Source organism: Paenibacillus hebaui, from assembly GCF_051934385.1.
Classification (GTDB): Bacteria; Bacillota; Bacilli; order Paenibacillales; family Paenibacillaceae; genus Paenibacillus.
The window spans coordinates 7,123,311-7,146,793 of sequence record NZ_CP196836.1; the positions used below are offsets into that span (position 1 = coordinate 7,123,311).

General features: G+C 44.7%; 21 protein-coding genes and 1 pseudogene. 6 read left to right on the forward strand and 16 right to left on the reverse strand.

What is annotated here, in order from left to right:
* Window positions 1-59: 59 nt before the first annotated feature.
* From ACR32F_RS32030 to ACR32F_RS32050, 5 genes are all read right to left on the reverse strand, one after another.
* Window positions 60-593, reverse strand: a complete 534-nt coding sequence (locus ACR32F_RS32030; RefSeq protein ID WP_440114875.1) for a hypothetical protein — start codon at window positions 591-593, stop codon at window positions 60-62.
* A gap of 225 nt (window positions 594-818) precedes the next feature.
* The gene (locus ACR32F_RS32035; protein ID WP_440114878.1) at window positions 819-1,364 is read right to left on the reverse strand and encodes a 50S ribosomal protein L25; all 546 of its coding nucleotides are present in this window, start codon (window positions 1,362-1,364) and stop codon (window positions 819-821) included.
* A 296-nt stretch (window positions 1,365-1,660) separates the two neighbouring features.
* Window positions 1,661-2,218 carry a GNAT family N-acetyltransferase gene (locus ACR32F_RS32040; RefSeq protein ID WP_440114881.1) on the reverse strand — a complete coding sequence of 186 codons (558 nt, stop codon included), beginning with the start codon at window positions 2,216-2,218 and terminating at the stop codon, window positions 1,661-1,663.
* A 241-nt stretch (window positions 2,219-2,459) separates the two neighbouring features.
* Complete coding sequence (locus ACR32F_RS32045) at window positions 2,460-3,578, reverse strand: GNAT family N-acetyltransferase (protein ID WP_440114884.1); 1,119 nt, start codon at window positions 3,576-3,578, stop codon at window positions 2,460-2,462.
* Window positions 3,579-3,774: 196 nt separating this feature from the next.
* Entirely contained in the window at window positions 3,775-5,898 is a 2,124-nt protein-coding gene (locus ACR32F_RS32050) for a 5'-nucleotidase C-terminal domain-containing protein (protein ID WP_440114886.1), read from the reverse strand.
* Between the two features lie 557 nt (window positions 5,899-6,455).
* Between ACR32F_RS32050 and ACR32F_RS32055 the strand changes: the two genes are divergently transcribed.
* Together ACR32F_RS32055 and ACR32F_RS32060 are read left to right on the forward strand one after the other, a co-directional pair.
* A complete protein-coding gene (locus tag ACR32F_RS32055; protein WP_440114889.1) occupies window positions 6,456-7,031 on the forward strand; it encodes a hypothetical protein in 576 nt (191 codons plus the stop codon).
* Window positions 7,032-7,364: 333 nt separating this feature from the next.
* The gene (locus tag ACR32F_RS32060) at window positions 7,365-8,165 is read left to right on the forward strand and encodes an aminoglycoside N(3)-acetyltransferase (protein ID WP_440114892.1); all 801 of its coding nucleotides are present in this window, start codon (window positions 7,365-7,367) and stop codon (window positions 8,163-8,165) included.
* Window positions 8,166-8,331: 166 nt separating this feature from the next.
* Here the strand turns inward: ACR32F_RS32060 and ACR32F_RS32065 are convergent.
* Window positions 8,332-8,499: pseudogene (locus ACR32F_RS32065) on the reverse strand (DNA alkylation repair protein); the annotation flags it as partial.
* Between the two features lie 300 nt (window positions 8,500-8,799).
* On the opposite strand from ACR32F_RS32065, the gene ACR32F_RS32070 reads away from it, so the two are divergent.
* Window positions 8,800-9,777 (forward strand): YndJ family transporter, encoded by a 978-nt coding sequence (locus ACR32F_RS32070; protein ID WP_440114895.1) that lies wholly within the window; start codon window positions 8,800-8,802, stop codon window positions 9,775-9,777.
* Between the two features lie 229 nt (window positions 9,778-10,006).
* Window positions 10,007-10,459, forward strand: coding sequence for a HEAT repeat domain-containing protein (locus tag ACR32F_RS32075; protein ID WP_440114898.1), 453 nt, complete (start codon window positions 10,007-10,009; stop codon window positions 10,457-10,459).
* Window positions 10,460-11,025: 566 nt separating this feature from the next.
* On the opposite strand, the gene ACR32F_RS32080 is transcribed toward ACR32F_RS32075, so the two are convergent.
* Window positions 11,026-12,516, reverse strand: coding sequence for an aldehyde dehydrogenase family protein (locus ACR32F_RS32080; RefSeq protein WP_440114901.1), 1,491 nt, complete (start codon window positions 12,514-12,516; stop codon window positions 11,026-11,028).
* Window positions 12,517-12,616: 100 nt separating this feature from the next.
* Here ACR32F_RS32080 and ACR32F_RS32085 point away from each other — a divergent pair, with 100 nt between their 5' ends.
* Window positions 12,617-13,192 carry a hypothetical protein gene (locus ACR32F_RS32085; RefSeq protein ID WP_440114904.1) on the forward strand — a complete coding sequence of 192 codons (576 nt, stop codon included), beginning with the start codon at window positions 12,617-12,619 and terminating at the stop codon, window positions 13,190-13,192.
* Window positions 13,193-13,384: 192 nt separating this feature from the next.
* Here the strand turns inward: ACR32F_RS32085 and ACR32F_RS32090 are convergent, their stop codons facing one another.
* From ACR32F_RS32090 to ACR32F_RS32120, 7 genes are all read right to left on the reverse strand, one after another.
* A complete protein-coding gene (locus ACR32F_RS32090; protein WP_440114907.1) occupies window positions 13,385-14,188 on the reverse strand; it encodes a hypothetical protein in 804 nt (267 codons plus the stop codon).
* 69 nt (window positions 14,189-14,257) lie between these two features.
* Entirely contained in the window at window positions 14,258-15,214 is a 957-nt protein-coding gene (locus tag ACR32F_RS32095) for an IS30 family transposase (protein WP_440108877.1), read from the reverse strand.
* 541 nt (window positions 15,215-15,755) lie between these two features.
* A complete protein-coding gene (rlmH, locus tag ACR32F_RS32100; protein ID WP_440114910.1) occupies window positions 15,756-16,235 on the reverse strand; it encodes a 23S rRNA (pseudouridine(1915)-N(3))-methyltransferase RlmH in 480 nt (159 codons plus the stop codon).
* Between the two features lie 682 nt (window positions 16,236-16,917).
* Window positions 16,918-17,085 carry a CxxH/CxxC protein gene (locus ACR32F_RS32105; RefSeq protein WP_017691462.1) on the reverse strand — a complete coding sequence of 56 codons (168 nt, stop codon included), beginning with the start codon at window positions 17,083-17,085 and terminating at the stop codon, window positions 16,918-16,920.
* A gap of 206 nt (window positions 17,086-17,291) precedes the next feature.
* Window positions 17,292-18,263 carry an MBL fold metallo-hydrolase gene (locus ACR32F_RS32110; RefSeq protein ID WP_440114914.1) on the reverse strand — a complete coding sequence of 324 codons (972 nt, stop codon included), beginning with the start codon at window positions 18,261-18,263 and terminating at the stop codon, window positions 17,292-17,294.
* Window positions 18,264-18,669: 406 nt separating this feature from the next.
* A complete protein-coding gene (locus ACR32F_RS32115; RefSeq protein WP_440114917.1) occupies window positions 18,670-19,203 on the reverse strand; it encodes a hypothetical protein in 534 nt (177 codons plus the stop codon).
* A gap of 279 nt (window positions 19,204-19,482) precedes the next feature.
* Window positions 19,483-20,757 carry a S1C family serine protease gene (locus ACR32F_RS32120; RefSeq protein ID WP_440114920.1) on the reverse strand — a complete coding sequence of 425 codons (1,275 nt, stop codon included), beginning with the start codon at window positions 20,755-20,757 and terminating at the stop codon, window positions 19,483-19,485.
* Window positions 20,758-21,516: 759 nt separating this feature from the next.
* Here ACR32F_RS32120 and ACR32F_RS32125 point away from each other — a divergent pair.
* Window positions 21,517-21,729: a hypothetical protein gene (locus ACR32F_RS32125; protein WP_036611899.1), complete on the forward strand. Its 213-nt coding sequence runs from the start codon at window positions 21,517-21,519 to the stop codon at window positions 21,727-21,729.
* Here the strand turns inward: ACR32F_RS32125 and ACR32F_RS32130 are convergent.
* Both ACR32F_RS32130 and yycI read right to left on the reverse strand, forming a co-directional pair.
* On the reverse strand, window positions 21,698-22,504 hold the full coding sequence (locus ACR32F_RS32130) for an MBL fold metallo-hydrolase (protein ID WP_440114924.1): 807 nt from the start codon (window positions 22,502-22,504) through the stop codon (window positions 21,698-21,700). The two genes, ACR32F_RS32125 and ACR32F_RS32130, sit on opposite strands and share 32 nt — an antisense overlap.
* A 6-nt stretch (window positions 22,505-22,510) precedes the next feature.
* The gene (gene yycI, locus ACR32F_RS32135; RefSeq protein ID WP_440114927.1) at window positions 22,511-23,254 is read right to left on the reverse strand and encodes a two-component system regulatory protein YycI; all 744 of its coding nucleotides are present in this window, start codon (window positions 23,252-23,254) and stop codon (window positions 22,511-22,513) included.
* Window positions 23,255-23,483 lie beyond the last annotated feature (229 nt).

The window sequence follows — 23,483 nt, forward strand, 5'->3', positions numbered from 1 at the left end:
ACTACAAGAATAACCCCCTTCGGGTTGCCGAAGGGAGCTTACCATTCGCGGATCTAAGATTATTCATTATCCTGTGCGGCGGCCTCGGCCGGGGTCATCAAGCCTTGAACAGCACCGAAGAACGGGCGTATGGACTTGATCATGCCGTATCCCATCTTAACGACCGGAACAAATTTTTGGAACATGCCGAACAGCCGCATGCCTCCGCCGATGACTCCTGCTGCGCCACCAAGACCACCCAGGCCACCACTGCCTCCAAGTCCACCAAGCATCGAGCCCATCATCGGCATGAAAGCCGACACCTGAGCGTCCCGCTTGCGGGAGCGCGACCGAACGGACAGTTGGCGCGTGCTGCTTTTCCGGTTGCCCGAACGAACACTCAGGGCATGTGCACCGACTCTGTGCTTGGCAGAGCGGGAGCTTTTCTTCACGGAAGACATGCGTGGGCGAGCTCCAGCGCCAGCAATGACCACCCCGTTGCTATTCACATCCGTAATGTAGCCAACGTAAGTCTCTCCACTGCGCAGCGTTACGCAGACCGGACGACCCTGGAGCTTCTTAGCCCGAGCGGACATTTCTTTGGATTGTGCCATAGAATTTCACCTCGCTCACTGGTTATCATTCAGTTTACGCTAGGAGCAGGCTACCTGCTTGTGCGAATGGGGTATTATCCAACATATTGTGATCAGCACAAATTAGCCATACGGGTTATCACCCATACAGCTAATTTTGACTTATTCAGTTTTGGACCTATCTTCTATTTCCAGATATCTTCTGTGGAAGCAAAAACGCATTGTGGGCTCAGACAGATCACATAGTTAAGGTTTTACTACAGAGAGAAGAGACTCATTTCCCTCAGAAATAACCGTTACATCTGGTGCGAACTTTGCGTCCCTTACATGCAACGATTCTCCAAGATCCATAGCGCTAATATCAAATTCAACCGACGTTGGCAAATGACCTGGCAATGCCTCCACTTCAATAGCAGCTAATTGAATTTGCACAACTCCGCCCTGCTTCGTGCCCATCGGTGTGCCGTTGAACTTGACGGGAATTTTTGTGCGCAGGATCTCGTTGGTCTGCACCTGCTGAAAATCCACATGAATCAAATCCCGTGTAACCGAATCACGCTGGAGGTCCTCCAACAATACAGTCAATGAGCCCTTCTCTTCAAACTGCAGTTCGATAAAACCAGACGCACCTTGCTTCAACCATTTTTGCAATTGTATTGTTGGAATATGAATCATCTCATTCTCCGTATTCTTGCCAAAAACAATACCTGGCAACCGCCCAGATTTGCGTAGATCCCGAAGTCGGGATGTATTTAATGGAATGCGGGTCTCCGCTTGAAAACGAGTAGTCATGCTATGTTCGCTCCTCTTTATTAAATGATATTTTCATATTTTTTATAATCACCCAACCATCCCCTAATGGGGCTAAAGAGAGAAACATAGCATCACCACCTCCATATTCTTTCGAATTCATTTTAAATACATTTAATGTAAACTCCCATGATATACATGAAGGCACTCTACTCGGAAGAGTAGAATGCCTATGGGATGCCTTCACCCTATCATAGAAACATCGTTTTGTCGATCAAACTACAATGAGAGACAGGGCTGAAAATATTCGAACATGAATACTATACTAGCCGTTCAAATTATTCAGAAGATACATATGCGGAGCAGAAAGCTGATGCCAATTTTGAATACATATTAATATCGTTGAACCGATCTCCTACTCGTTCATACTCCCTAAGCGTTCCTTCCAACGTAAAATGGAGCTTTTGCAAAAGCTTAATAGAATTCAAATTCTCGGGATTAACCTTGGCTTCAATTCGATTCAGCTTTAAAGAGGAAAATGCGTGATCTACCAAAGAACAGACCGCTTCTGAAGCGTATCCTTTTCCCCAGTATGATTTAGCAATATCATATCCAATTTCTGCTTTTAAGTTGCCAAAATCCAAGGAGTTATACCCACATGAGCCTATAATTTCATTGGACTCCTTCTGTATTATGGAGAAACGAATAGCCTTACGATCTTGAGAAAGATCATCGAGAAGAGTGATCATTTCTTTGGCTTGCTCTACATCCGTAAAACAACTCACGTTCATAAATTGTGTAACATCCGAATCAGACCAAATTTTAAACAAGCTAGGTGAATCCGATACCTTCATTTTTCTCAAATGTAAACGTTCGGTGTGTAATTCTGTAATCAATACTTTTACCTCCATTTAATTTAATAGTTAGGTTTAAAATATTGATATCTGCGCATAGTTCAGTCCCTTCATCTATGGAATCAGGTTTTATTATACAGAAGCTATCTAAATTGTCATATGTAAGTATAATATCGTTTTACGAAACATTACAAAAAGAGAAAAGCCAATGGCACACGTTTCAGTGATCGCCTCTGGCTTGTTTTATGATCTTATTTGGGGCTATCGTGACTCGTTGGATTCGTCAGAATTTATCAACCTTGTACCAGAATATCGGTAGCGGAAACCACCCAACGGGCGCAGCAACTGCCATATAACGACCATGTTGTGTAAGTAAAAGCGCCTGAGCCTGCTGCTTATCAAGGACAACTGCATCGGGCTTAGCCGATCGCTCGACGCTCACGCCACTTGCATCCACTCGCGCAGTAATCGGCTGACCGTCCATGACTGCGGAGAATTCCCCATGTATAACTCCTGTGGTCTTAAACTTAAGCGTCAGATAAGCCTTCAATACATTAGCAAAATCCAAAATATGATACATATCAGATGTCTCAATAACATAGTCTTCCGCAATGCTACCAAGAGTTGTATTCAGCGGAATGTCATATTCCGGTGTATAAACAGTTATACGGTCTGCTCTGCTATATCCCCTATAAGCCTTGATCGTCCGTGAAATATCGTCCGCACTTTCCAACGCGAATTCAGATATTTCATCGCCTGCTTCGTTTACAATCAGATACCCGATCAGCTTATCTTGATCCAGGACGCCCAGCGCCTTTTGATGGAGGCTGTTGAAAATAAGCGGTAATTGCGGCACTGTACGTTCAACATAAGCAAGCCGCGAGGTGTTCATGCTATGCGCAAAGGACTCTGCTCCTTCAATCTCGAATAACGGCCTGAAGGATATTCCTGTGTCGTTCACATATTTTAAGCCATGGCGCACGTTGGCCTCTCCCACGAAATACTTGAGCTTTACACCGCCAAGTGTGAAGCCAAAATACTCATATCTCTGTCGCTGACCATATAATACAACCATATCACACGTATTGCGCAGTTCCTCAAGCCACATGTCCATGAGCACCTTCATATGACCTTCGCCGCGGGCCCGTGGATGGACCGATACAGTACCCAAATAGCCGGTTCGCAGAGTAAAGTCACATACCGTCAGAGGCTCTGGAAAAACAGCCACCTGTGCGCGCAGCCTGCCTTTCTCATCCACAGCAACCTTATGCATGGCTGAAGAATCTACGTTCTTCCCATACCCTTTGGGCATCAGGGTTTCAAAATCTAAGTGAAAAGCATAGTTAGCTAAATCTATACATTCTTCGCGCTCATCTGGAGTTGCCATTCTGTATTTAATCATTTGCCCTATCCTTTCAGTCTAAATATTAAATTACCTTCCAAAACATAATTCTAGGAGCATATTCAATATCCTGCCCAGTAGCGTAGAAGAGATCGACCGCATGTAAGCATGAAAAAAACACATCCGATTGGGATATAGCATTCTCCCAATCGGATGTGTTTTCCTATTTTAATATAAGGTTTGAATAAGTTCTACATTAAGAAGCTTTTGCTGCAACAGTTTTTTCAATTAATGCTTTGGCATCGTTAGTAGTAAGACCTTGTTTAGGTTGGAGCGATTTTTTATCTGTTCCACCAAGAATACCTTTGTCAATCAGTTTTGCCATAGGCTTAATCGCATAGACAGACACGGATTTGCCATCTTCAAAGCCAGCAATGATCGTAGCGGCATTTTTATCCGTAGCTTGATCGTTTACCAATTTAGCAAGAATTGTAGCCGCTTCTTCACGCGTGATGTCACGATCAGGATAGAAGTTACCCCCGTAGCCCTGAATGAAACCAGCATGTGTAGCTTCAGCAATCGCATCTGCATATGCAGCATTCGCAGCAACATCCTTGAATGCAGGTGCTGTAGTTACTTCGTTTAGTTTCAACATGTCGACCAGAGCACTTACAAATTCAGCACGAGAAATGACCTCTGTGGTTACAGGTGTTTCTGTTGGGTCGGTAGATGCAGCCAGGTTGGTGATGCGTCCTTCATTTTTAGCTTGAATAGCGCCGCCTTTATACGTATCTACGATGTACTGATAGAATACATCCAGATCGATAGGGCCTGCCAAGGATGATTTAGCATCCACTAGCACTTTATAGTTGTCTCCACCTGCGGCCATAAAGTTATTAACTACAGCCGTATATGTTTTTTTAGAATCAATGGGTGTACCATCTTCCAGACTAAGACTCGTAATACGTTCTGCAATCGGCTTGTTGAAATCTGTAGTATATTTCAAACCAGAGATTTGTAGTGTTTTGGTGTTGGGTGTACCGTCAGCATTGGTACCCCATTGCTGCTGCAACAGGGTTTTAACCTGTTCGCCAGTCAGCTCCAGTTTCACTAAAGTATTGCCAAACGGTTGGATTTTAGCAAGATCAGCAAAGGTCACATCGCCTTTTGGCAGATCCGCACGAATACCACCTGGATTCATAAATGCAAAGTCAGCATCGCTTGCTTTATCACCAAAGTCTGCTTGACGCATGGCATCTGCAATCAGGTTCCCCAGAGGGGCTTCGTTATTATAAGCATCTGTACGAGTGACAGAGCCATCTGTTGTACCTACTGGCTTCGTTAGCTCAGGATGCTTGTCCAATGATTTTTTAATGATAGCCAACGTTTCAGGGTCTTCTTTTACACCCTCTTGGAAAGTCGTTGTAACCGTAGCTGATTTTTCGGTTACATCCCCAGTAGCAGGGTCAATCATCAGCTTGATATCTTCAAATGCCGTACCATATGAATAAGCCTGAACAATCAACTTTCCATTCACTTCACCGTTAGCTAAAGCATGATTGTCACCTGCCACGATAACGTCAACAGGGGAATCTGCTGGTAATGCTTTTGCCAAATCAGCCGCTTCTCCAGTAGTTACGCCTTCTTTGGTGGTTGCTGGATCATGTGCCAAGACGATGATCGTTTCTACACCCTTATCTTGCAATTCTTTTGCATATTTATTAACTGCTTCAACTTCTTCTTCTGCGCTTAAGAAACGCACACCAGCGGTACCCGATGGGGATACTTTGGCAGGTGTAGATTTAGTCACTAATCCGATGAATCCAATTTTGACTCCGCCCACTTCTTTAATTACATAGGGCTGAATCAATGTTTTGCCAGTAGCGGTTTCAATGACGTTAGCATTGACGTAATCAAATTTTGCACCAGCATGAGTTACCTTACCTTCTTTGGGATCAAGGCCACCAAAGATTTGTGCTTTTAATGCAGCGATACCATGGTCGAATTCATGATTGCCCAGAGAAGCTACATCAAAGCCCATCATATTCATCCATTCCATCGTAGGCTCGTCACGATCAAGAGATGAGACTGGAGCAGATGCACCAACAGAGTCCCCATTATGGAAGAGTAGGGAATGTTCATATTTTGCTTGAGCTTCTTTGAGATAGGTTGCTAGAATCGGAGCAGATCCTGCCTTTTTATCACTAACCATCGATGTGGTGTCTAACTGACCGTGGAAGTCATTGATTCCAATCAAGTGTACTTCTACATCGTTGCCTGCGGCAGAGACAGAACCTGCTGCGCCCAATAGTTGGGTGACTAATAGTGCAGCAGTAGCTACACGCAGTGTGCTTTTCCCCAAAATTTTTTTCCAAGACATGAATTACAAAACCCCTCTCCAAATTTAGATCTTGAGATATTTTACCATAGTTCAATTCATAAAAATCGTTAAATATATAAAATAGATGTAAAAAAGTTGGGAGATTGCTAGAGAAAAACATGCCCGTATCTGGATCTGTACCATAATTAGTGTTTGGCTTCAATTTATTGAAGCTAATGCTAGGTCTTATCTAGCTCAGGAGACGAGAGGTTATGACGCATTGCACGTGAGTGATAGATTCAGAATTTTGATATAGAAAAATATGGATTTTATAATTTTTGTTGATATAATGGAAAATAAAGTATGTGTTCTTACCTGATGATGCGACTCCTCTACTAAAGAACAAGCATATACGTAGCTTCCATCTCCTAAAAAGCACACATCCCATTACATAATTTGTATCAAAAATTTTCACACTTTCTATTAAAGGAGGTGACCGTTGGGAGCATTTAAGATCTTGGTTTCCCGTCTTTCCTACCAATATAAAAAACATAGGAGCGTGTCCAATGAACAAACAACTTTTCCCCAGATCTATTCGAATTCTTATGGCTTGCTTGTTGATTTTAGCATTTGCCGTACCAGCGACGGCTTCTGCCGGCTACCTTGGGGACAAGCTCACTATCGGCCAAAGCATGGCGAAGGGCGACTATCTCACTTCCCAAGATGGCAGGTTCTCAGCCATTTGGCAGAATGACGGGAATTTTGTCATCTATCAGAATGGTTCTTCTCTTTGGAGTAGTGGTACTAGTAACAACGGGGCGATTTCGTTTAAGTTTGAAACCCAATATGGGAAACCTATCATCTATAAATATGCTACAAAGTGGCACACGGTGTACCAATATGCTTATCGCTGGGGAACCAACCCTGCCACAGGGAAATACGAATATTATTGGGGTCCAGGCTGGGATACAGTGTTGGTAACGGACACTACTAGACAGGTAGACGCCTGGTTTGCGAATACTGCAGCATGGATTCCTGGCCACCACGGAAGCGGGCTACCGGCAGATACAACGGGTGACACACTAGTCATGCAAAGTGATGGGAATTTAGTTCTCTATAACACAACCCTGACCAATAGCAATTATCCGAACAGTTGGATTCCTGTCTGGGCTTCCAATACGGGCGGGCGCTAAAATCAGATGGAGAGCCGCGTGATACGCGGCTCTTTTGGTTTTCCAAGGAAGTTGATAGTTTATTAACGTCCGATGAAGTAACTTATTGGATTCCCGTTCAATATGATACTTTCACGAATTTTGTTTTCTGCTCTTGTCCAATACCACCAATATAATCAACTCTCAGCCTTCCTGAAACAAAGTAAAAGTTATTGCTGCATAGATAAAGGATTGCTACAATATAATGAAATATCAGGGCACTGCTTCGCTAGCATTGCTAGAGACAACCCCGCTACTTGTAGCCGGGTTGTCTTTTTGTTTTTTTATTAAAATGACAAGGTGGAGATTCTAATTATGATTATGAAGGAAACAAGAGCGATCCTAACCAAAGAAGACCTCATCGACGAGTTCAAAGGCTGCGGACTCATGGAAGGACACACCATCATGGTTCATACTTCGTTAAGCAAGCTTGGTTTTGTTGTAGGCGGAGCCGAGACGTTCATTCGATCCCTTCTTGAAATCATCGGAGCAAAAGGAACTCTGATCATGCCATCCCAAACATGGAAAAATCTCGATCCGTCTACAGGCGTACATTGGGAGGAGCCCGTAGAGTGGTGGCCTACCATTAGAGAACACTGGCCTGCTTATGATAAAGAGGTTACCCCCGCAATCGGTATGGGTGTCGTAGCTGAGATGTTTCGCAAGTGGCCGGGAGCCCAAAGATCCCACCACCCTGCGCGTTCCATAGCGGCGGTGGGCAAGCATGCGTCATATATAACGGAAAACCATGATTTAAGCAACATTTTTGGAGATGGCTCCCCGTTGGATAAGCTGTACCAGTTAGACGGCTACGTGCTTTTGGTTGGCGTCGGCTACGAAAAAAACACGTCGCTGCATTTGGCGGAAACAAGAGCAAATTTTCCTGGCAAGAAGTACTCTGAGGAAAGCAGTGCCATGATCATTAACGGCAAGCGCGAATGGGTAACCTACAAGACCCAAGCCGTAAACGACGAAGATTTTATTCCATTGGGGCTGCAGTACGATACCGAAAAGAACGTGAATATTCATAAAGTCGGAAACGCCGATGTCCGGTTCTTGGAACAACGACCTTTGATCGACTGGGCAACAGCATGGATGGAGCGTAATAGGCTCTAGCAGAAAACGAATGTCATGGAGGGAGGGCGGTATCATGATGAATACACTCGAAGGAAAAAATCGGAATATGCGGATGAACATCATGAGCTTTGCTACCTATTTAAAAAATGTGTGCCTCCGTGAACCTCGTTAGTTCCTTCCATGATAAGTCCTTCCCTACGCTATGAAAATTCATAACCCATTGAACTTCCGGTTCTTCCTGCGTAATATTAGCTTCAATTGCAGATAGTAAGTCTTCGGTGTTATCAGGCGGTGTTTATCCAGTCCATCTCAATCGAGCTTGATAATACCAGAAGGCTCGCCTTTGAAGAGCGGAAGGGCTATTTTCCCATGACTACATCAACCTGTCCTCTGTCGGCGTGGCGAAGGAGATTGCTGTCCTCGATTTTCCCGCTCTTCCTTGTACGAGCGATTCGGTGAACATAGCTTTCGTTTTCTTGGGGAAAATCACAGTACTGATCTGACTGATATTCTCCCATATCGATCCTTCTCGCAGTAAGATAAGCTTATTTTCATATATTGACAAATAAATGTGTTAGACTACTAAAAGAAGAATTGCCGATCTATACTAAAGAACGCTACACAACTGGATGCAGACAGTTATTACGATAAACGTAGTTAGAAAGGAAACCCCATGAATAGTTCCTTGAAGCAACTAATGAAATCATTATTAGCACCAGTGTTTCCCGGTGGAATCATAACCATTCTGATATTTTATCTTGATTACTTTCAATTCGAACTTGTTGAAAAATTTCTACTGTTTGCGGCTTTCGTCATTGTACCTCTTGTGATTTTACTTTTGAACCATGACGAAAAGAATAAACATCAACGAATGATTTATGCTGCTATTAAATGGCTTCAATTTCCCGCTGCGCTTCTTACCCTAGCCTCGGTAATGAGTAGTAAGATGTGGGGGTTAGAAAGTACGGCAATCCCAGGGATTCTGTCCCTTGGATGGCTACTGTTCACACTGCTGCTTGGCATCTATGGCTTAACCACTATTGTGATCTCTAAAGGAAAAGCAGCGGAAATAGCGATTGGCGCAGGGCTCGTTTATTTTTTTATCGGAGGCATTTGGTTTACCTTATATCAATATCAAGTAAACCTCTTCCAAGCTAATCCTACAACGCACGCGTTAAGCTCAGTTCACTTTCATTTTTCATCTGCGATCGTTCCAATTTTTATTGGTGCACTGGGACGCATCATGACGAAGAAAAGTTGGTATCCCTGGGTCGTTGCCATCGATATTATCGGACCAATCTTGATTGCTATTGGTATGATTTTCTCCAAGCCAATTGAATACATTGGTGTCACTTTGTTCGCCTGTAATATTGTGGTTTACACCGCTTATCTCCTTGCTTACTTGAGGAAAAACTCTTTGGATAATAAGGCGACCTTCTTTTTAGGCCTATCTTGTCTAGCCTTTTACACGGTTGTCGTGCTTTCTATTTTATATCCGCTACTAAAAAAGATATTTTTCTTAACCATACTTGATTTCATTCCCGTTTACGGATCTCTGCATGCGTTTGGTTTTGTTTTATGTGGACTGATTGGTTGGGTGTTCACGGTAGACTTCATTAAGAAAAAAAAGATTGTCAAGAAGAATAGATAGGTTGATACATCTTTATAAGTGATTACATACAAAAACAAGTGGGCAAGCTGGATGGAACACAAAAATTCCCATCCTGTTGCCCATGCAAAAACATGAATTGGTGAATGTGATTTTTAGGCTAACCAATCGGCTTTAATGAAGTAGTTTAGCCAGGTTCGTGCTATAATGGTGTTCACCTGATTAACATTCATCATTCTGCCGAGATGGCGATGATTAAGGAGATTGAACTTTGACGAACAACCATGATGTTGGAGCAGTTAACGAACTACCGGAAAACTTTGAAGAGCTCAAACGAGCAGCTAATCGGACGGCAAGCTGGAGAGATAGACTGAATGCGGTGAACGAATTGGGAAACTGGGATACAGTCCCTACCATACAGTTGCTACATTATGTTTTGAAAAGTGATCAAGTGTTTCAAGTGCGCGAAGCTGCATATCGCAAGCTCAAGCAGTTGGATGAAGATGTACAAATGCCTGCCAAAAACAAAGGTGAGCTGTTTAAAGGTCTTAACAAAATTTTGCTACGGATTAAAAAAAGCCTTCCTGAAGGTCACACATTTGAGCAATTTAAGGAAAAATTGCAAAAGACACGTCTGGATATTTATGATACTTACGAGGGCGACAAAGATGCTGAGTTCGACTCCTGGCTCCATGGAATTTGGGAGACACTAGCTAGAAAATAGCCGCCGTTCACCGTATAATAGCTGAGTACAAAGCCACTCCAAAAAAAATGGAGTGGCTTCTTTACTTTTTTGATTGTCACCAGATTCTATCTCACTCTTTAGCTATAACTTGTCCTATATAAGTTGAAATAATCATTTACACAGAAACGGAGAGGACAGAAAAAACCTGAAAAAGCGAAGCGTTCGCCTTTATCACCGGATTTTTCCCTTGAGAAAAGGAAATCAAAAAAATCTGGGGATAACAGCGATTGGAAGGTTATTCTGTCATCGGAGTGTACGTGTGAATATATCTTTAGTTCAACTTATATAGATATAATTTTGTTTCTTGGATTACTCTTTGAATGGTTTCGCTAAGCTCAGGTTTTCAGTACCGAGAAGATGGGATGAAGCTAGAAATGGAGTAGCGGAGCGTAGGGAAAACTACGTGAGCAACCACAATGTTTCCAAAGGAAACATACTTCGTAAGCCACCCGCTTATTTCGGTTGAATTCCATATTCGACGCTGATGATGCCGAGAGGCATCCTTCGTAATCAAAAGCAGACTTTTTGAACAACCTCTATAAAATTTATTCTGGTATATAAGGAAGATCCAGTGTCTTCGGAACGTTGATGACATGCTTTTCTGTATAAGTGCGGATACCTTCCGCGCCGTATTCACGGCCAATACCAGATTGCTTGAAGCCACCGAAAGGGAATCGAACGTCGAGCCCCTGCACAGCAGCTGTATTGATCATGGTCGTTCCAGCTTCGAGTTGACGTGCGACGGAGATGGCATCCTCTTCTTTCCCCCACACAGAACTCGTCAATCCATATATGCTTTCATTGTGTAGATTAATAACCTGCTCTTCATCGTCAAATGGCAGAATCGGAACCGTAGGACCAAACTGTTCCTCCACCACAATCGGATCATGAACATCGCAACCTAAAACAAGCGTAGGTTGTAGGTAGTAACCTTGTTCAAACAGCTTCTGATCAAGAATTTGGCCGAGAGGGATGACCTTAGCCCCGCGCTTTTGCGCATCTTCAACCAAACCAAGCACGTAATTTTTCTGCTTCAGGTTATTAACCGGGCCTACTGTCGTATTTGAATCAAATGGATCACCAATTCGAATCCAGCGATTAGCCGCCTCTATATAATTTTCCACAAACTCATCATAAATAGAACGGTGTACATACACACGTTTGGCGATCATACAGATTTGGCCTGCTGTCAAGAAATTAGAAATGACAATCCGGCGCATTGCTCGCTCATCATGAACATCAAAGCTTTCCAAGAAGATAGCCGCATCATTACCACCAAGCTCAAGCGTCATATCCTTAATCGTTTCCGAAGCAGCTTTTATAATATGCTTAGCTGTTTCGGTTCCACCTGTAAAGGCGATTTTAGTAACCAAAGGATTACTAGTCAGTTCAACGCCCACATCCGCATCACCATGAACGACATTGATAACACCAGCCGGGAACTCACTCGCAATAATCTCTGCCACCTTCGCTGCCGCCAGTGGCGCAAATGGGCTTGGTTTAAGCACAATCGTGTTGCCCGCAAGTAAGGCAGGAGCGATCTTAATCGTAGATAAAGCAATGGGATAGTTCCATGGACTAATCGCTGCTACCACACCCATTGGATCATAGGAAAGAATAGTTTTACCATTCTCATGCTCTTTGATCTCTTCCTGTAGAGACGATTTGGCTTCATTACAAGCATACTCCATCCACATTAACGAAACATAAATTTCACCGTGTGCATCATACAGCGGCTTGCCATGCTCTCTAGACAGCAAATGCACAATTTCATTCTCAGCTGCTCTAATCTTCTCTATCGCCTTGCGCATCATGATAATGCGTTCATCAATGGAGGTCTGCTTCCATGTTTTAAAAACCCCTGCCGCCGCTTCAATTGCTTTAACCGCTTGTTCTTTCGTAGTGACAGGGAAATAGCCTACGATCTCAGTTGGGTTTGTCGGATTCTCTTTTGCTACCTGCGAAAGGGATTTTACATTTTGACCATTAATGAACGCTTCAACTATAATTGTCTCTTGGTCTGCTTGTATCGTCATTTTACATCCCCTCCGTTATTTAGATGGATTAATTCCAAACTTCTTCTGCAATTTCCTTAACATAACGAAGTTTACGCCATTGGTGGAAGCAGAACAAGCGGTGACTGAACGCATCAGACAGGCCGTGGTCAATCCAGAGATTCTGCAAAGAGTTATTCACAGCGTCAATGAAAGACGATCCGGACGGATCAAACCGCTCCGAGACGAGTTAACAGCAGTACAGACACGTATCACCAGTCTGGAGGATAAGAAACGCAAGTACCTCGAATTATATGAAATAGACGATATTGACCGCGGTATGTTTTCTGAGCGCCTGAGCATATTGAACAAGGATCTGGATATTGAGTTAACCCGCAAGTCAAAACTAGAATTAGAGCTTCGGGATGATCAGGCTGACCCTGTATCTTATGAACTTGTGCGTTCCCTAGTGGCAAACTTCGATGATCTACTTCGTCAATCCCCATTTCAGCAGCGCAAGACCCTGCTGCACCTAATCGTGAAGAAGATTACGCTAGATGACAAGAAGCGAGTAGACAGCATCGAGCTTACCTTCGATGAAGAAACTCAGAAACATTTTTTAAGCCAAGCCCCTTCTGCCCTATTATCAGCAGAAGGGGCTTTTCCGATGTCAGGAAAAGCCCTCAGAGCTAGTAATAAGCTAACGCTTATCATCTAGAATTTTGACCCAGTATTAAAACCGTTTTTCAAATTTAGAAGGGCAATAATATCCACACTACATTTTATATCTCTATACAAAAAGAAACTGTCCTTGATCAAATAGATGTTAGCCACCGTTTGAAAAAGAACAGTTTCTTTTATATTTACAATTATCAACCAGAGCATCGATCTAGTAGAATTTACAAAATAATTACATGTTACTTATATAACCGTAAGCTTTCTTCAGGTTATCGTTGGCATCATTATAGTTGACTTGTACATTCCCTGCTTCATTTACTGCTACTCCTCCAGCTACTATCGCAGCAATAATAGACTCAATACCGAGAACTGTTAACCCTGTTGCACCAATAAAATCTTTTAAATTTTTTGACATAGAGTTGTAGTTTGTTTGGAACGTATCAATGGTTGTCTGGGCTCTAATAGCATACGTATTAGTAATAGGAATATTTGTTTTCTGGATATTACTTCCCTTAGGATTTCCAAACAATGAGACTCCATTATAACATCCATAACTGTAATTTTTAAAGTTTCCATAATAATGGCAAACAGCCGGAATTCCACCTTTATCATTCGCGGCAGCTGCAAAAGCTCTAGGACTAGCAACTGACATGGTAGATAAATTAGGAATTAAATTATTCTCGTCTCTTACCTCTTCTCCATTGAGCAATAGTTCATCATCCTTAGTTGCTTCAATTATATCAGTTCTGGTGCCATCTTGAAGAACCTCTCTTTGCTCTGCACTTGCTGTTGGAAGCAAATCATAATGCGTGTTGGTTGTAAGTGTAACCTTAACCTCGCCCTCCGAGCCTACTTCTCTAATATAGGATATATCTTGTAACTTAGTACCTACTAGCTCTCCTTGAAGTATCACTTCAGAAGTATTCTGCCAATTTTGTTTCTCAATGTCTCCTCCTGTATAATCAGATGCTGCAAATGCAGAAGAACTGCCCAATAATGTAACACTTAATACAACAGCCATAAACTTTTTAAACATGTTTTTCTTCCTTTCTTCCCGTATAATGGTATAATTACTACATTAGCAATTTTAATACTTGACGGATTGTCAAACTAAGTGCGACAGTTCCTCTGTGAAAGATTCGTGAGCGGTTCTCCAACCCAAGCATTTTCGTGGTCTGTGATTCATTAGATCGAGTGAATGGGCGAGATCTTCATCCTCCACTTGAGCGAGATCGGTACCTTTAGGGAAAAACTCTCGAAGCAACCCGTTTGCATTCTCGTTGGAACCGCGTTGCCAAGACGAATACGGATCAGCAAAATAAACGTGCAGGTTGTGGGTCGTTTCCAGATTGGCATAGCATGCAAACTCCTTTCCTCGATCAGCCGTAGCTGTGAGGAAGGTCCCAGTAGGGTACTGTGATATAGCTACACCGAGCGCAATCTCCATCGACAAAGCGGTACGGTCGGGCATGAGAACAGCGGTATATAAGCGTGTTTTGCGTTCAATCAACGTCGCTACGCATCCTTTACTTTTCCCACGACCCGATACGACGGTATCCAGTTCCCAGTGTCCAAACGTTTCACGGGAACGAACCTCTTTGGGGCGATCTGAAATGGATTGACCAATAGCGAATTTACCGCGAGTTTCTGCGGGTTTCTGGCGCTTCCCCTTGTGTCGAAGAACCTGTAATACACCTCGAACCAAGCGCCCAGCGTAGATCCAGCGGTAGATGGTTTTGAAAGAGACTGCACGCCGGCCTTCGGTGCGGAAACGTTCAGTGATTTGTTCCGGAGACCACGTTGCCTCAAGTTTTTCCTCCAGTGAAGCAGCCAAGGCGTCTGACCATTTACCTGGAGAGACAGAAACCTTACGACGCTCCTCATAAGCGTTCTGAGCTTGTTCTGCCTGATAGGGATGCGATGCAACAACACGATCTAGCTCACGGCAAATCGTGGAAGGATGTCTACCCAGTTCCTTTGCAATGGCTCGTGAACTTTGGCCTTGCTTGTGGAGGATTTCTAGCTTGCTACGTTCGATTATGCTAAGATGTGAATAACTCATGGACTGATTCTCCTTGTGTGAATGCTGGTGTGGTAACTTTCATTCTACACGAATCAGGCTATGAGCCATTTTTTTATTTTCAGTAGGTGTCGCACTTCATATTACAATCCGTCACTTATAATTTTATTAGTAAATAGTTCCATTTAATTATTTTTTGTCGAATCATGTAATTTGAAGGAAGGTGAATCAAATCCGTGCAATCCGTGCTCATCTAAGTATGTATCCTAAGTGGCTCTTATTTGTCCTTCTAGTATTTTTGATTACTTTTATTTTATCAATTTTCGTTTTCAGTAACTTCACATTAATGCTAGTTAACTTAGCTCTGCTGTTTGGTGCATATTCTATCAGAGAAATTAAGGGCAACCAATTTGTCTTTGTCTTATGCCTTATATTATGCATAGCTTTTATATTACTTGCTTTCAAAGCTTACCCTAGCTAAGCCTACTAAATCCCATAAATATAAGTACAAAGGAACCCTCTACTTCTATTTAGAGGGTTCCTTTGTACTTGCCTTCTTTAATTCATAGTTCTAAATTTCGCCCTACTTGTGGTACGGTTCCCCCCGATTTATCTTCACAGCGCGATAAATCTGCTCCACCAGCACCAGCCGCATAAGCTGATGCGGCAGGGTCATGCGCCCGAAGCTCAAGCGCTGCTTCGCGCGGCGCAATACCTCATCGGAGAGCCCATGGCTTCCTCCGATGACAAACACGACATGGCTCGTCCCATATGTGCCGAGCTTGTCGATCTCCAATGCCAGCTCCTCAGAACTCCAGAGCTGGCCATCCAGTGCGAGCGCGACAACATGCGCCTCGCTCTTCACATGCGCGAGGATGCGTTCGCCCTCGCGCTCTTTTACCGCCCGAACCTCAGCTTCGCTCAGGGTATCGGGCGCCTTTTCGTCTGCGACCTCGATCATCTGAAACTTGATGTACGGGGCGAGCCGCTTGGCATATTCCTGAATGCCCAGCGTCAGATATTTTCCCTTCAATTTGCCTACGCCAATAATCTGAATAAACATAATGAACACTCCTTCTATATCGTCTTGCGACATCATCTATAAGTAAGATGCTTCATAGCATCGTTCGTTCCAACTGTATTATACCTATACTACACATTTCTCCAAATTCTAACGAATCCCACTCACCTTATTGAGCCCTATTTCGGCTCCTTTAAAATCTAACGAATCTGAAACACGCTATCTCAGTCAAAACGAGCTTTCCCCACCTCTTTCGAGGCCTTTTCAGTAATGTAACGTGTCTACGATTCGTTAGATTTCAACCAGGCGGTGTTTGCCCCAAATAAGACGTCTCCGGTTCGTTATAGCAACTTGGCCAGCCAAGCCTCCATCCCTACCCACGTCGCTGTTACCCAACGTCACTTTTCTCCCATGCTCGGGCTCGGGCTTCGTTTTCTATTACCTACACACCTCGCACCCCTGCTACAACCTAGCTCACTCCCAACTCGGAACTCGGCATCTACCTACCTTAATCTTCTCCTACTCTCCACTACTCCATCGTCAGCCCCTAAAACCCCCGCCCAATTCCACGCTGCCTACCAACTACACCAATTCCCCCACAAAGCCAAAAAGAGCGCTCATCACGCTCTCCTTGGCTTCTTGCTGTGATGTTCATACCGGATGGAAAGTCAGCCCGAAGCGCCACATTAAGTCACGCCTCCAGCCGTCTAAGTCCTTCAGTACGCTAAACGACGAGGAATTCCGCGTGCTGCTCGCACTCGGCGCATTTCGCAGGCGGGTCCCAGTCGGCAAATTCCGTCTCCTTCAGATCAACGATATCTGGAGCGTCCTCATACTCATCGACAAACATATCGATGGCAATGTCCACGTGTTCTTTGCATACAACGTACATCCGTTAAGCATCCTTTCTGTAACCAGCTATGTTCCCGATTCACAACCGCTTATCCCATTACAGGATAGCCACTTCTCAGTTCTATCACACCTGCCGCCGAAAAGAAACCCCTACACGACTAATGAAAGCAAAAACATCCCTCCCTAGTAAAAGGATAAGGATGTTTGACCTTTACTTATACCGTTTCTAAAAGTCCATCGATAGACTCAAGGCCAAGAAATTTCGCCTTTAATTACCTGAGCGCTTGTTTCCAAATCGCCTGTGTTCGTAAAGTCCGGATATGCTTTTTCCATAGCTGCAATCAGTTCTTTTGAATCTTTGGCTGTCTCTGCCTCTGCTTCAAACTTAGCAATATAATCACGGGTGAACGTAACACTCGATATATCCCCGGCACTGGTACCCAGGTAATGACCTGGAATCACTCGCTCTGGATTCAATGCAATAATTTGGTCCAGCAGTTGGCGCCAGTAGTCACGGCTCTCTGGAGTTTGGTTATCTGCGAGCCAGACGTGCGAATTTTCGTAGACAGGAACGCCACCAAGAACAGTCTTAATGGAAGGAATCCACAGGAACGTATGGGACGGGTCGGAACCATCCAGACCGATAATCTCTACGGCTTCCCCATCTACGGTCAATTGAGCACCATCAAGGACGTCCGGAACAATCTGTGCAGTTGGTGCATTTTCTTTCAGAATTGGATTCCAGTAATCATTCTTCACTTGAATTGTTTCCTTGATTCCTTCCACCGTTGCTGGAGTCGCAACAAATTTCGCATCAGGGAACGCCTCACGGATTACCGATAGACCGAAGTAATAGTCCGGGTCCTTGTGGCTTATATATACGGTGGTCAGTTCTTTACCCGTATCTTTAATCATTTTGACCAATTGCTCGGCATCATTCTTTTGGAACTGAGCATCAACGAGCACGACTTCAGTTGGACCTTCAATCAGGTTTGATGAAACGCCAAAAATGCTGTTTTCCCCAGGATTATAGGTGGTCACTTTCAGCTCCACCGCTGGTGTGTTTGTTTCCTCACTCTTTGTATTTTCAGCACCAACAACATTGGATGAAGATTCTGCCGCAGTTTCGGTTTTACTTGCTGTACCTGAACAAGCACTCAGAATTAACATGAAACATAGAACGAGCATAACGCCCACTGATGATTTTTTAGTAAACATTTAATTAATCTTCCTCTCTTTATGTCGCTGCCGTTTATTAATAACAATGCACCTAGCAGCCGATTTGTTGATTTCTTATTCCGTTCTTATTCTGCCCCCATAGTCTGGTTGTACAGTTGTTTCAACTAACACTCATTTCAATATAATACTCCCCCTTCGAATCAATAAATGTAACAACCATAGTTACAACTTTCATTTGTACTCATTATAGTTACAACTAATTGCATGTGTCAAGTCATTTATGCAGAAAAATCTATATCTAATAACTTCTCCCCGCTACTCACAGACTTCAAAAAATCACAAAAAAAGCCAACCAGAAGTTTCTGATTGGCCTCTCATGAACTCACCCTAACTCTGCAATGTGCTTCATTCCACAGGGTCATACTTATCAAATCCATTACTAATTTTACTTCAATCCCGACTGAGCCTTGCTCAACAGCTTACCGCCTTGAAAAGCAATAACGGCATTGGCACCATTGCCGGCTGTGCCTTTGTAGTTGTAAACCACCATATTCTCCGCTTCACTCAGCGCTTCACCTTCGCCGCCAAGAATCTCAATAACATCTTCCACCGACATGCCAACCTCAAGCTTCTCATACTGGGCAAACGTAATCAGCACCCCGTCGCCTTTCCCGGCCGATCCGTTGTTTCCCGATGCTACAGGCGTTTGACCACCAGCCTCACCTACCGCTATCACAGTCGAACTCAGGTCATTCAACTTGGTCTCAAGCTCTGCGATCTTTTGTTCCTGCTCACTGTTCTTGGCTCCCTGCTCCACCAGTTTCTTCTCAAGTCCTGCAATTTTCTCCTGCAGAGCACTTGTATTTGTACTTGTTTCCACCGTTCCTGTTGGTGTTACCTCAGAGCTGCACGCAGACAACACAAATAGCGACAATACAAGGCTTGTTCCCCCAATTAACTTCTTTCTCAACCGCTTCATTAATATACCCCCATTCTCAGATTAGCCATTCCGATTTTCAGATCGACAAACAATGGTTGATCTACTCATATACTGTCGAACGAGCACGTCCACTCATAGTTGCCAACTCTATATTTAATTGCCCCTTGTCTTATGGAATTACGAGCGACCCAATCCATATACAACCAAGCAATATGCATAATACCGAACTAATAACTAAAAAAGAGTGGTCAGTTATCTGATCACTCTTCTAGCATTGCCCTATTTCAAGCACGCAACAGTTACTCCGTTGAACTTCCCTTACTCCGGCTTATCCGTCAGCTTCACTGATACCTTCTCAGCTTTGCCATCCCGGTAGAAGGTCACTTCAATCGAATCACCGATCTTTTTATCGTCGTACAGATACTTCCGCAGATCGAGCGTAGAGGTAATTTTTTGCCCATCAAATTCCGTAATGACATCATTCAACTTCATGCCCGCTTCGGATGCCGGACCAGATGCTTCCAATACAACCACACCGCTGTCCACGTGGGATGGCAGCTTCAGGTCTTTACGCTGCTCGTCATCCAGTGGAGCATATGGATTGCTCAGATCGACCGTGTACACGCCCAGATATGGACGGGATACTTTGCCGTTCAGCAGCAGGGAATCGACCGTTTTCATCACTTCGTTCATCGGAATAGCGAAGCCCAGACCTTCAACGCCCGTATCCGAGATCTTCATCGTGTTGATGCCAACCACTTTGCCACTCAAATCGACCAGTGCACCACCGCTGTTGCCTTGGTTAATCGCCGCATCCGTCTGAATTACGTTTTGCTCCCAGTCGTACACGCCGTCCTGATTAATGGATACAGGCAGTATACGATCCGTGTAACTGACAATGCCCGATGTTAGAGTTCCGCCCAAGCCAAGTGGGTTCCCGATCGCCAGTACCGTCTGACCACGCTGGAGCTTGCTGGAATCGCCAATCTCCGCCACTGCACCCAGGCCTTTATCCTCTGTTGATAATACCGCAATGTCACTTACCCGGTCTTTACCTACCAGCTTCGCCTTGTGCGTTTCTCCGTCCACGGTCACAATCTCCAGATCACTCGCACCTTCCACGACATGATGATTGGTCATGATGTAAGCTTTGCCGTCTTCTTTCTTGAAAATAACTCCTGAGCCCAGCTCGGAATCCTCCATCGACAGACTGCTACCCGTTTTGTGATTCACGATGCTCACCACAGAAGGGCGAACCTTCCCCGCAGCCTGAATAATCCGGTCATATGGATCAGCAGCCTGAGCCGCCTGCACACCTCCGCCACTGCCTGTGGTGGCATTCGCCAACGGTAACGTTGAGGGCTGCATAATGAAGCTGAACAGCGTTACGGTCACGATGGAGCTGATCACCGAACTGATCACAGCCACCTTAACCGTGGAGCTGAATCCCGAGCGCGATCTGCGTGGATTACTCCAGCGGTCACGTCCACGTCCCCTGCCTCCGGGGCGGATAATCTGAAGTTTGCCTTTCTGTTCAGGTTCGGCGCGTCTTGATACTTTGGTTGAATAAAAATCGTCTCCAAACAATCCCATCGTGATCCTCTCCCCTTCGTTGTCACCCATCAAGACCCTGACTGCCGCCTGATCGTTGTCGCATGGAGCAACGATGGTGTTCTCACATAGCCCACTCTGCCGACAGAAAGACCTTCCGATCGCTGTTACTCACAAATTTTCTTGATTCCCCTCTTCCAAGGTGAAAAATTTGTTCATAGCGTATGCTTCCGAAGCAGCTTTCTTTCAGAAAGCTTTCAGGCGATCGCTCCGTTTCTTCAGGTTTCTTCTGTCGTCTTTCGTTACGTGAATACCCCAACGGTTTCCCATGCTTTCTTGCATTTTTTAAAAATGTTTTGCATATCGCTGCATTTCCACAAAATCGAAATGAAGCGTCTATGTACAACAGAACGGACTTCCCATTCTGCCAGTCACTCTATCAATCCTGCTCTCGCACTCTACGACATACCCTTTCGCACGCAAATTAGCCAAATTCACAATGCTCCTTATATACTAAACACGCCAAATCCCAAAAAGTTGCATAATTACGAAGATTAGCGCAAATTTCTGCTATAACGCACTTAACAATAAAGGTCTCTAGTATCTATCACCACAAAATCCGGTCCACTAAGCGCTGTTTTGGCAATTTCGAAGAAATTTTTCACCCCTGCGTGGTCACAGGTTCAGCATACACACACCGTCACACAAATTATAGCGGCAAAAAGAGGAATGTTTTCCACCCAGCCTGACTACAATAATAGTAAAAGACAATTCGAAGCTTCATAGAAGGAGGATATATACATGGATCGCACACGTACACTCACAGCCATGGATGAAGTTCATATGGCGGCCAAGCTGGCCGATCTCAAGGAAGAACACTATCGTAATACCCTTGCCCTCAGTACCATCATTGAACTGCTTATCGATAAAGGTATCCTAACCCGCGAGGAAGTCGAGCGCAAAGCCGCCGAACTCGACAGCTTTATGGCTCACCCACCCTATCCCATGGCGTAGGACGGTCGTAATACGTATCACAGAGTTTGAACTCGTGATCCCGATAAAAGCACCCCCGGCTCTCCATCGCGTCACGCACGGTCATTTTCGCCAAATCCATCATATTATGATCCCGGCTCAGATGTGCCAGATAGGTGCGCTTAATGCGTCCGTTCATCAGTTCGCTGAGAGCAGCCCCAGCCGCTTCGTTCGACAAATGCCCAATGTCGCTCAGAATGCGGCGTTTGGTGTTCCACGGATAACGCCCCATGCGCAGCAATTCGACATCGTGATTCGCCTCCAGCACCAGCACGTCAGAATCGGAGATGGCATCGCGAACCTTGTCGCTCATGTATCCCAGATCCGTTGCAACAGACAGCTTCTCACTGCCGTCATCAAACGTATAACCTACCGGCTCAGCCGCATCATGCGAGATCCCAAAGGATTCCACACGCAGGGAGCCAAAATCATGCTTTTCCCCCGTCTCAAATACCCTCCGGTTCTCCTCTGGAATCGCTCCAACCGACTTCTCCAGTGCCGCCCATGTATTCGTATTTGCATAGATTGGTAAATTATATTTCCGAGACATCGCGCCTAGTCCTTTAATGTGATCGGAATGTTCATGTGTAACCAGAATCCCGTCCAGCTCTGTCCCCGAAATCTCCCGTTCCTGGAACAATGCATCCAGTCGTTTCGCACTAAGACCCGCGTCAATCATGAGAGAGGTGCCCCCATGCTGTATGACCGTGGCGTTCCCTGTCGAACCGCTGGACAACACGGTAAAATAAATCCCCATAACGCATTACTCCCCTGGTTTGTCTGTCTTGGGACTGAATACATCCCCACTGATGCCCTGCACGTACAACACTTCGCCACTTTCCAGCACGAACCGCCATGCCGGCATCGCTACTTGCATATCTGAATTGAACAACTGGCCGTAGTAGCCGAGCTGAATATCTTTGACAATCGCATCATTGGGCAAAAAGTTCTCGATCAGCGTACCCAGCGCCTTCGACGCCGGAAGCACCTGCTGATCGCTCTCCTCCGCGGTCGTAATCCGCACCGGAGTCTGATGGTAACCCGTTATCTTCTGGTCGCTGTAGAACAGCTCCAGGCTAACATTGAAGAGTGGCCATTTTCCATCCACCAATGGGTGGAGCACAAAAGCCCCATCCTCCGCCATCAGCTGATCCAGTCGATACGTACCGATCTGCGGAATCTCGTTTTGCAGCGCATCCTCCAGCTCGCTTTGTGAGAAGATCAGCTTGCTATCCACGGGCTGTTCCAGTTCAACATCGATGTCCGTCTTGTTCTCTTCAATGAACTCATAAGACAATTTTGGCAGCTTCGGCGTTTCATTCGGAATAGGCGCCAACACCTGAATGCCCTTCTCTTCCATCGCCTGCTGTGTATTGTCCGCCAACGAGGTGAAGTCCAGATTAGCTCCGGCCGTCTCCCGTGCATCCATCCAGATCTGGTAACCCAGCACCAGATTCAGCAGCAGGAAGGCATAAATCAATACATTTTTCGCCCGTCCCCAATCCAAAACATTCACCTCCCTAACTAAGCTGCTTGCAATACTTTCTCAAGTTGCCTACCCCTTCCACCGGAACTGGCCGTTTGTAGCCTTTGAACTTAAAGCTATACGATAACGGAGAGGGCAGAAATAACCTGAAGAAGCGGAGCGTTCGCCTTTACCACCAGATTTCTCCCGTGTTAAAAGGGAATTCAAGAAATCTGGGGGTAACAGCGATCGGAAGGTTATTCTGCACGCG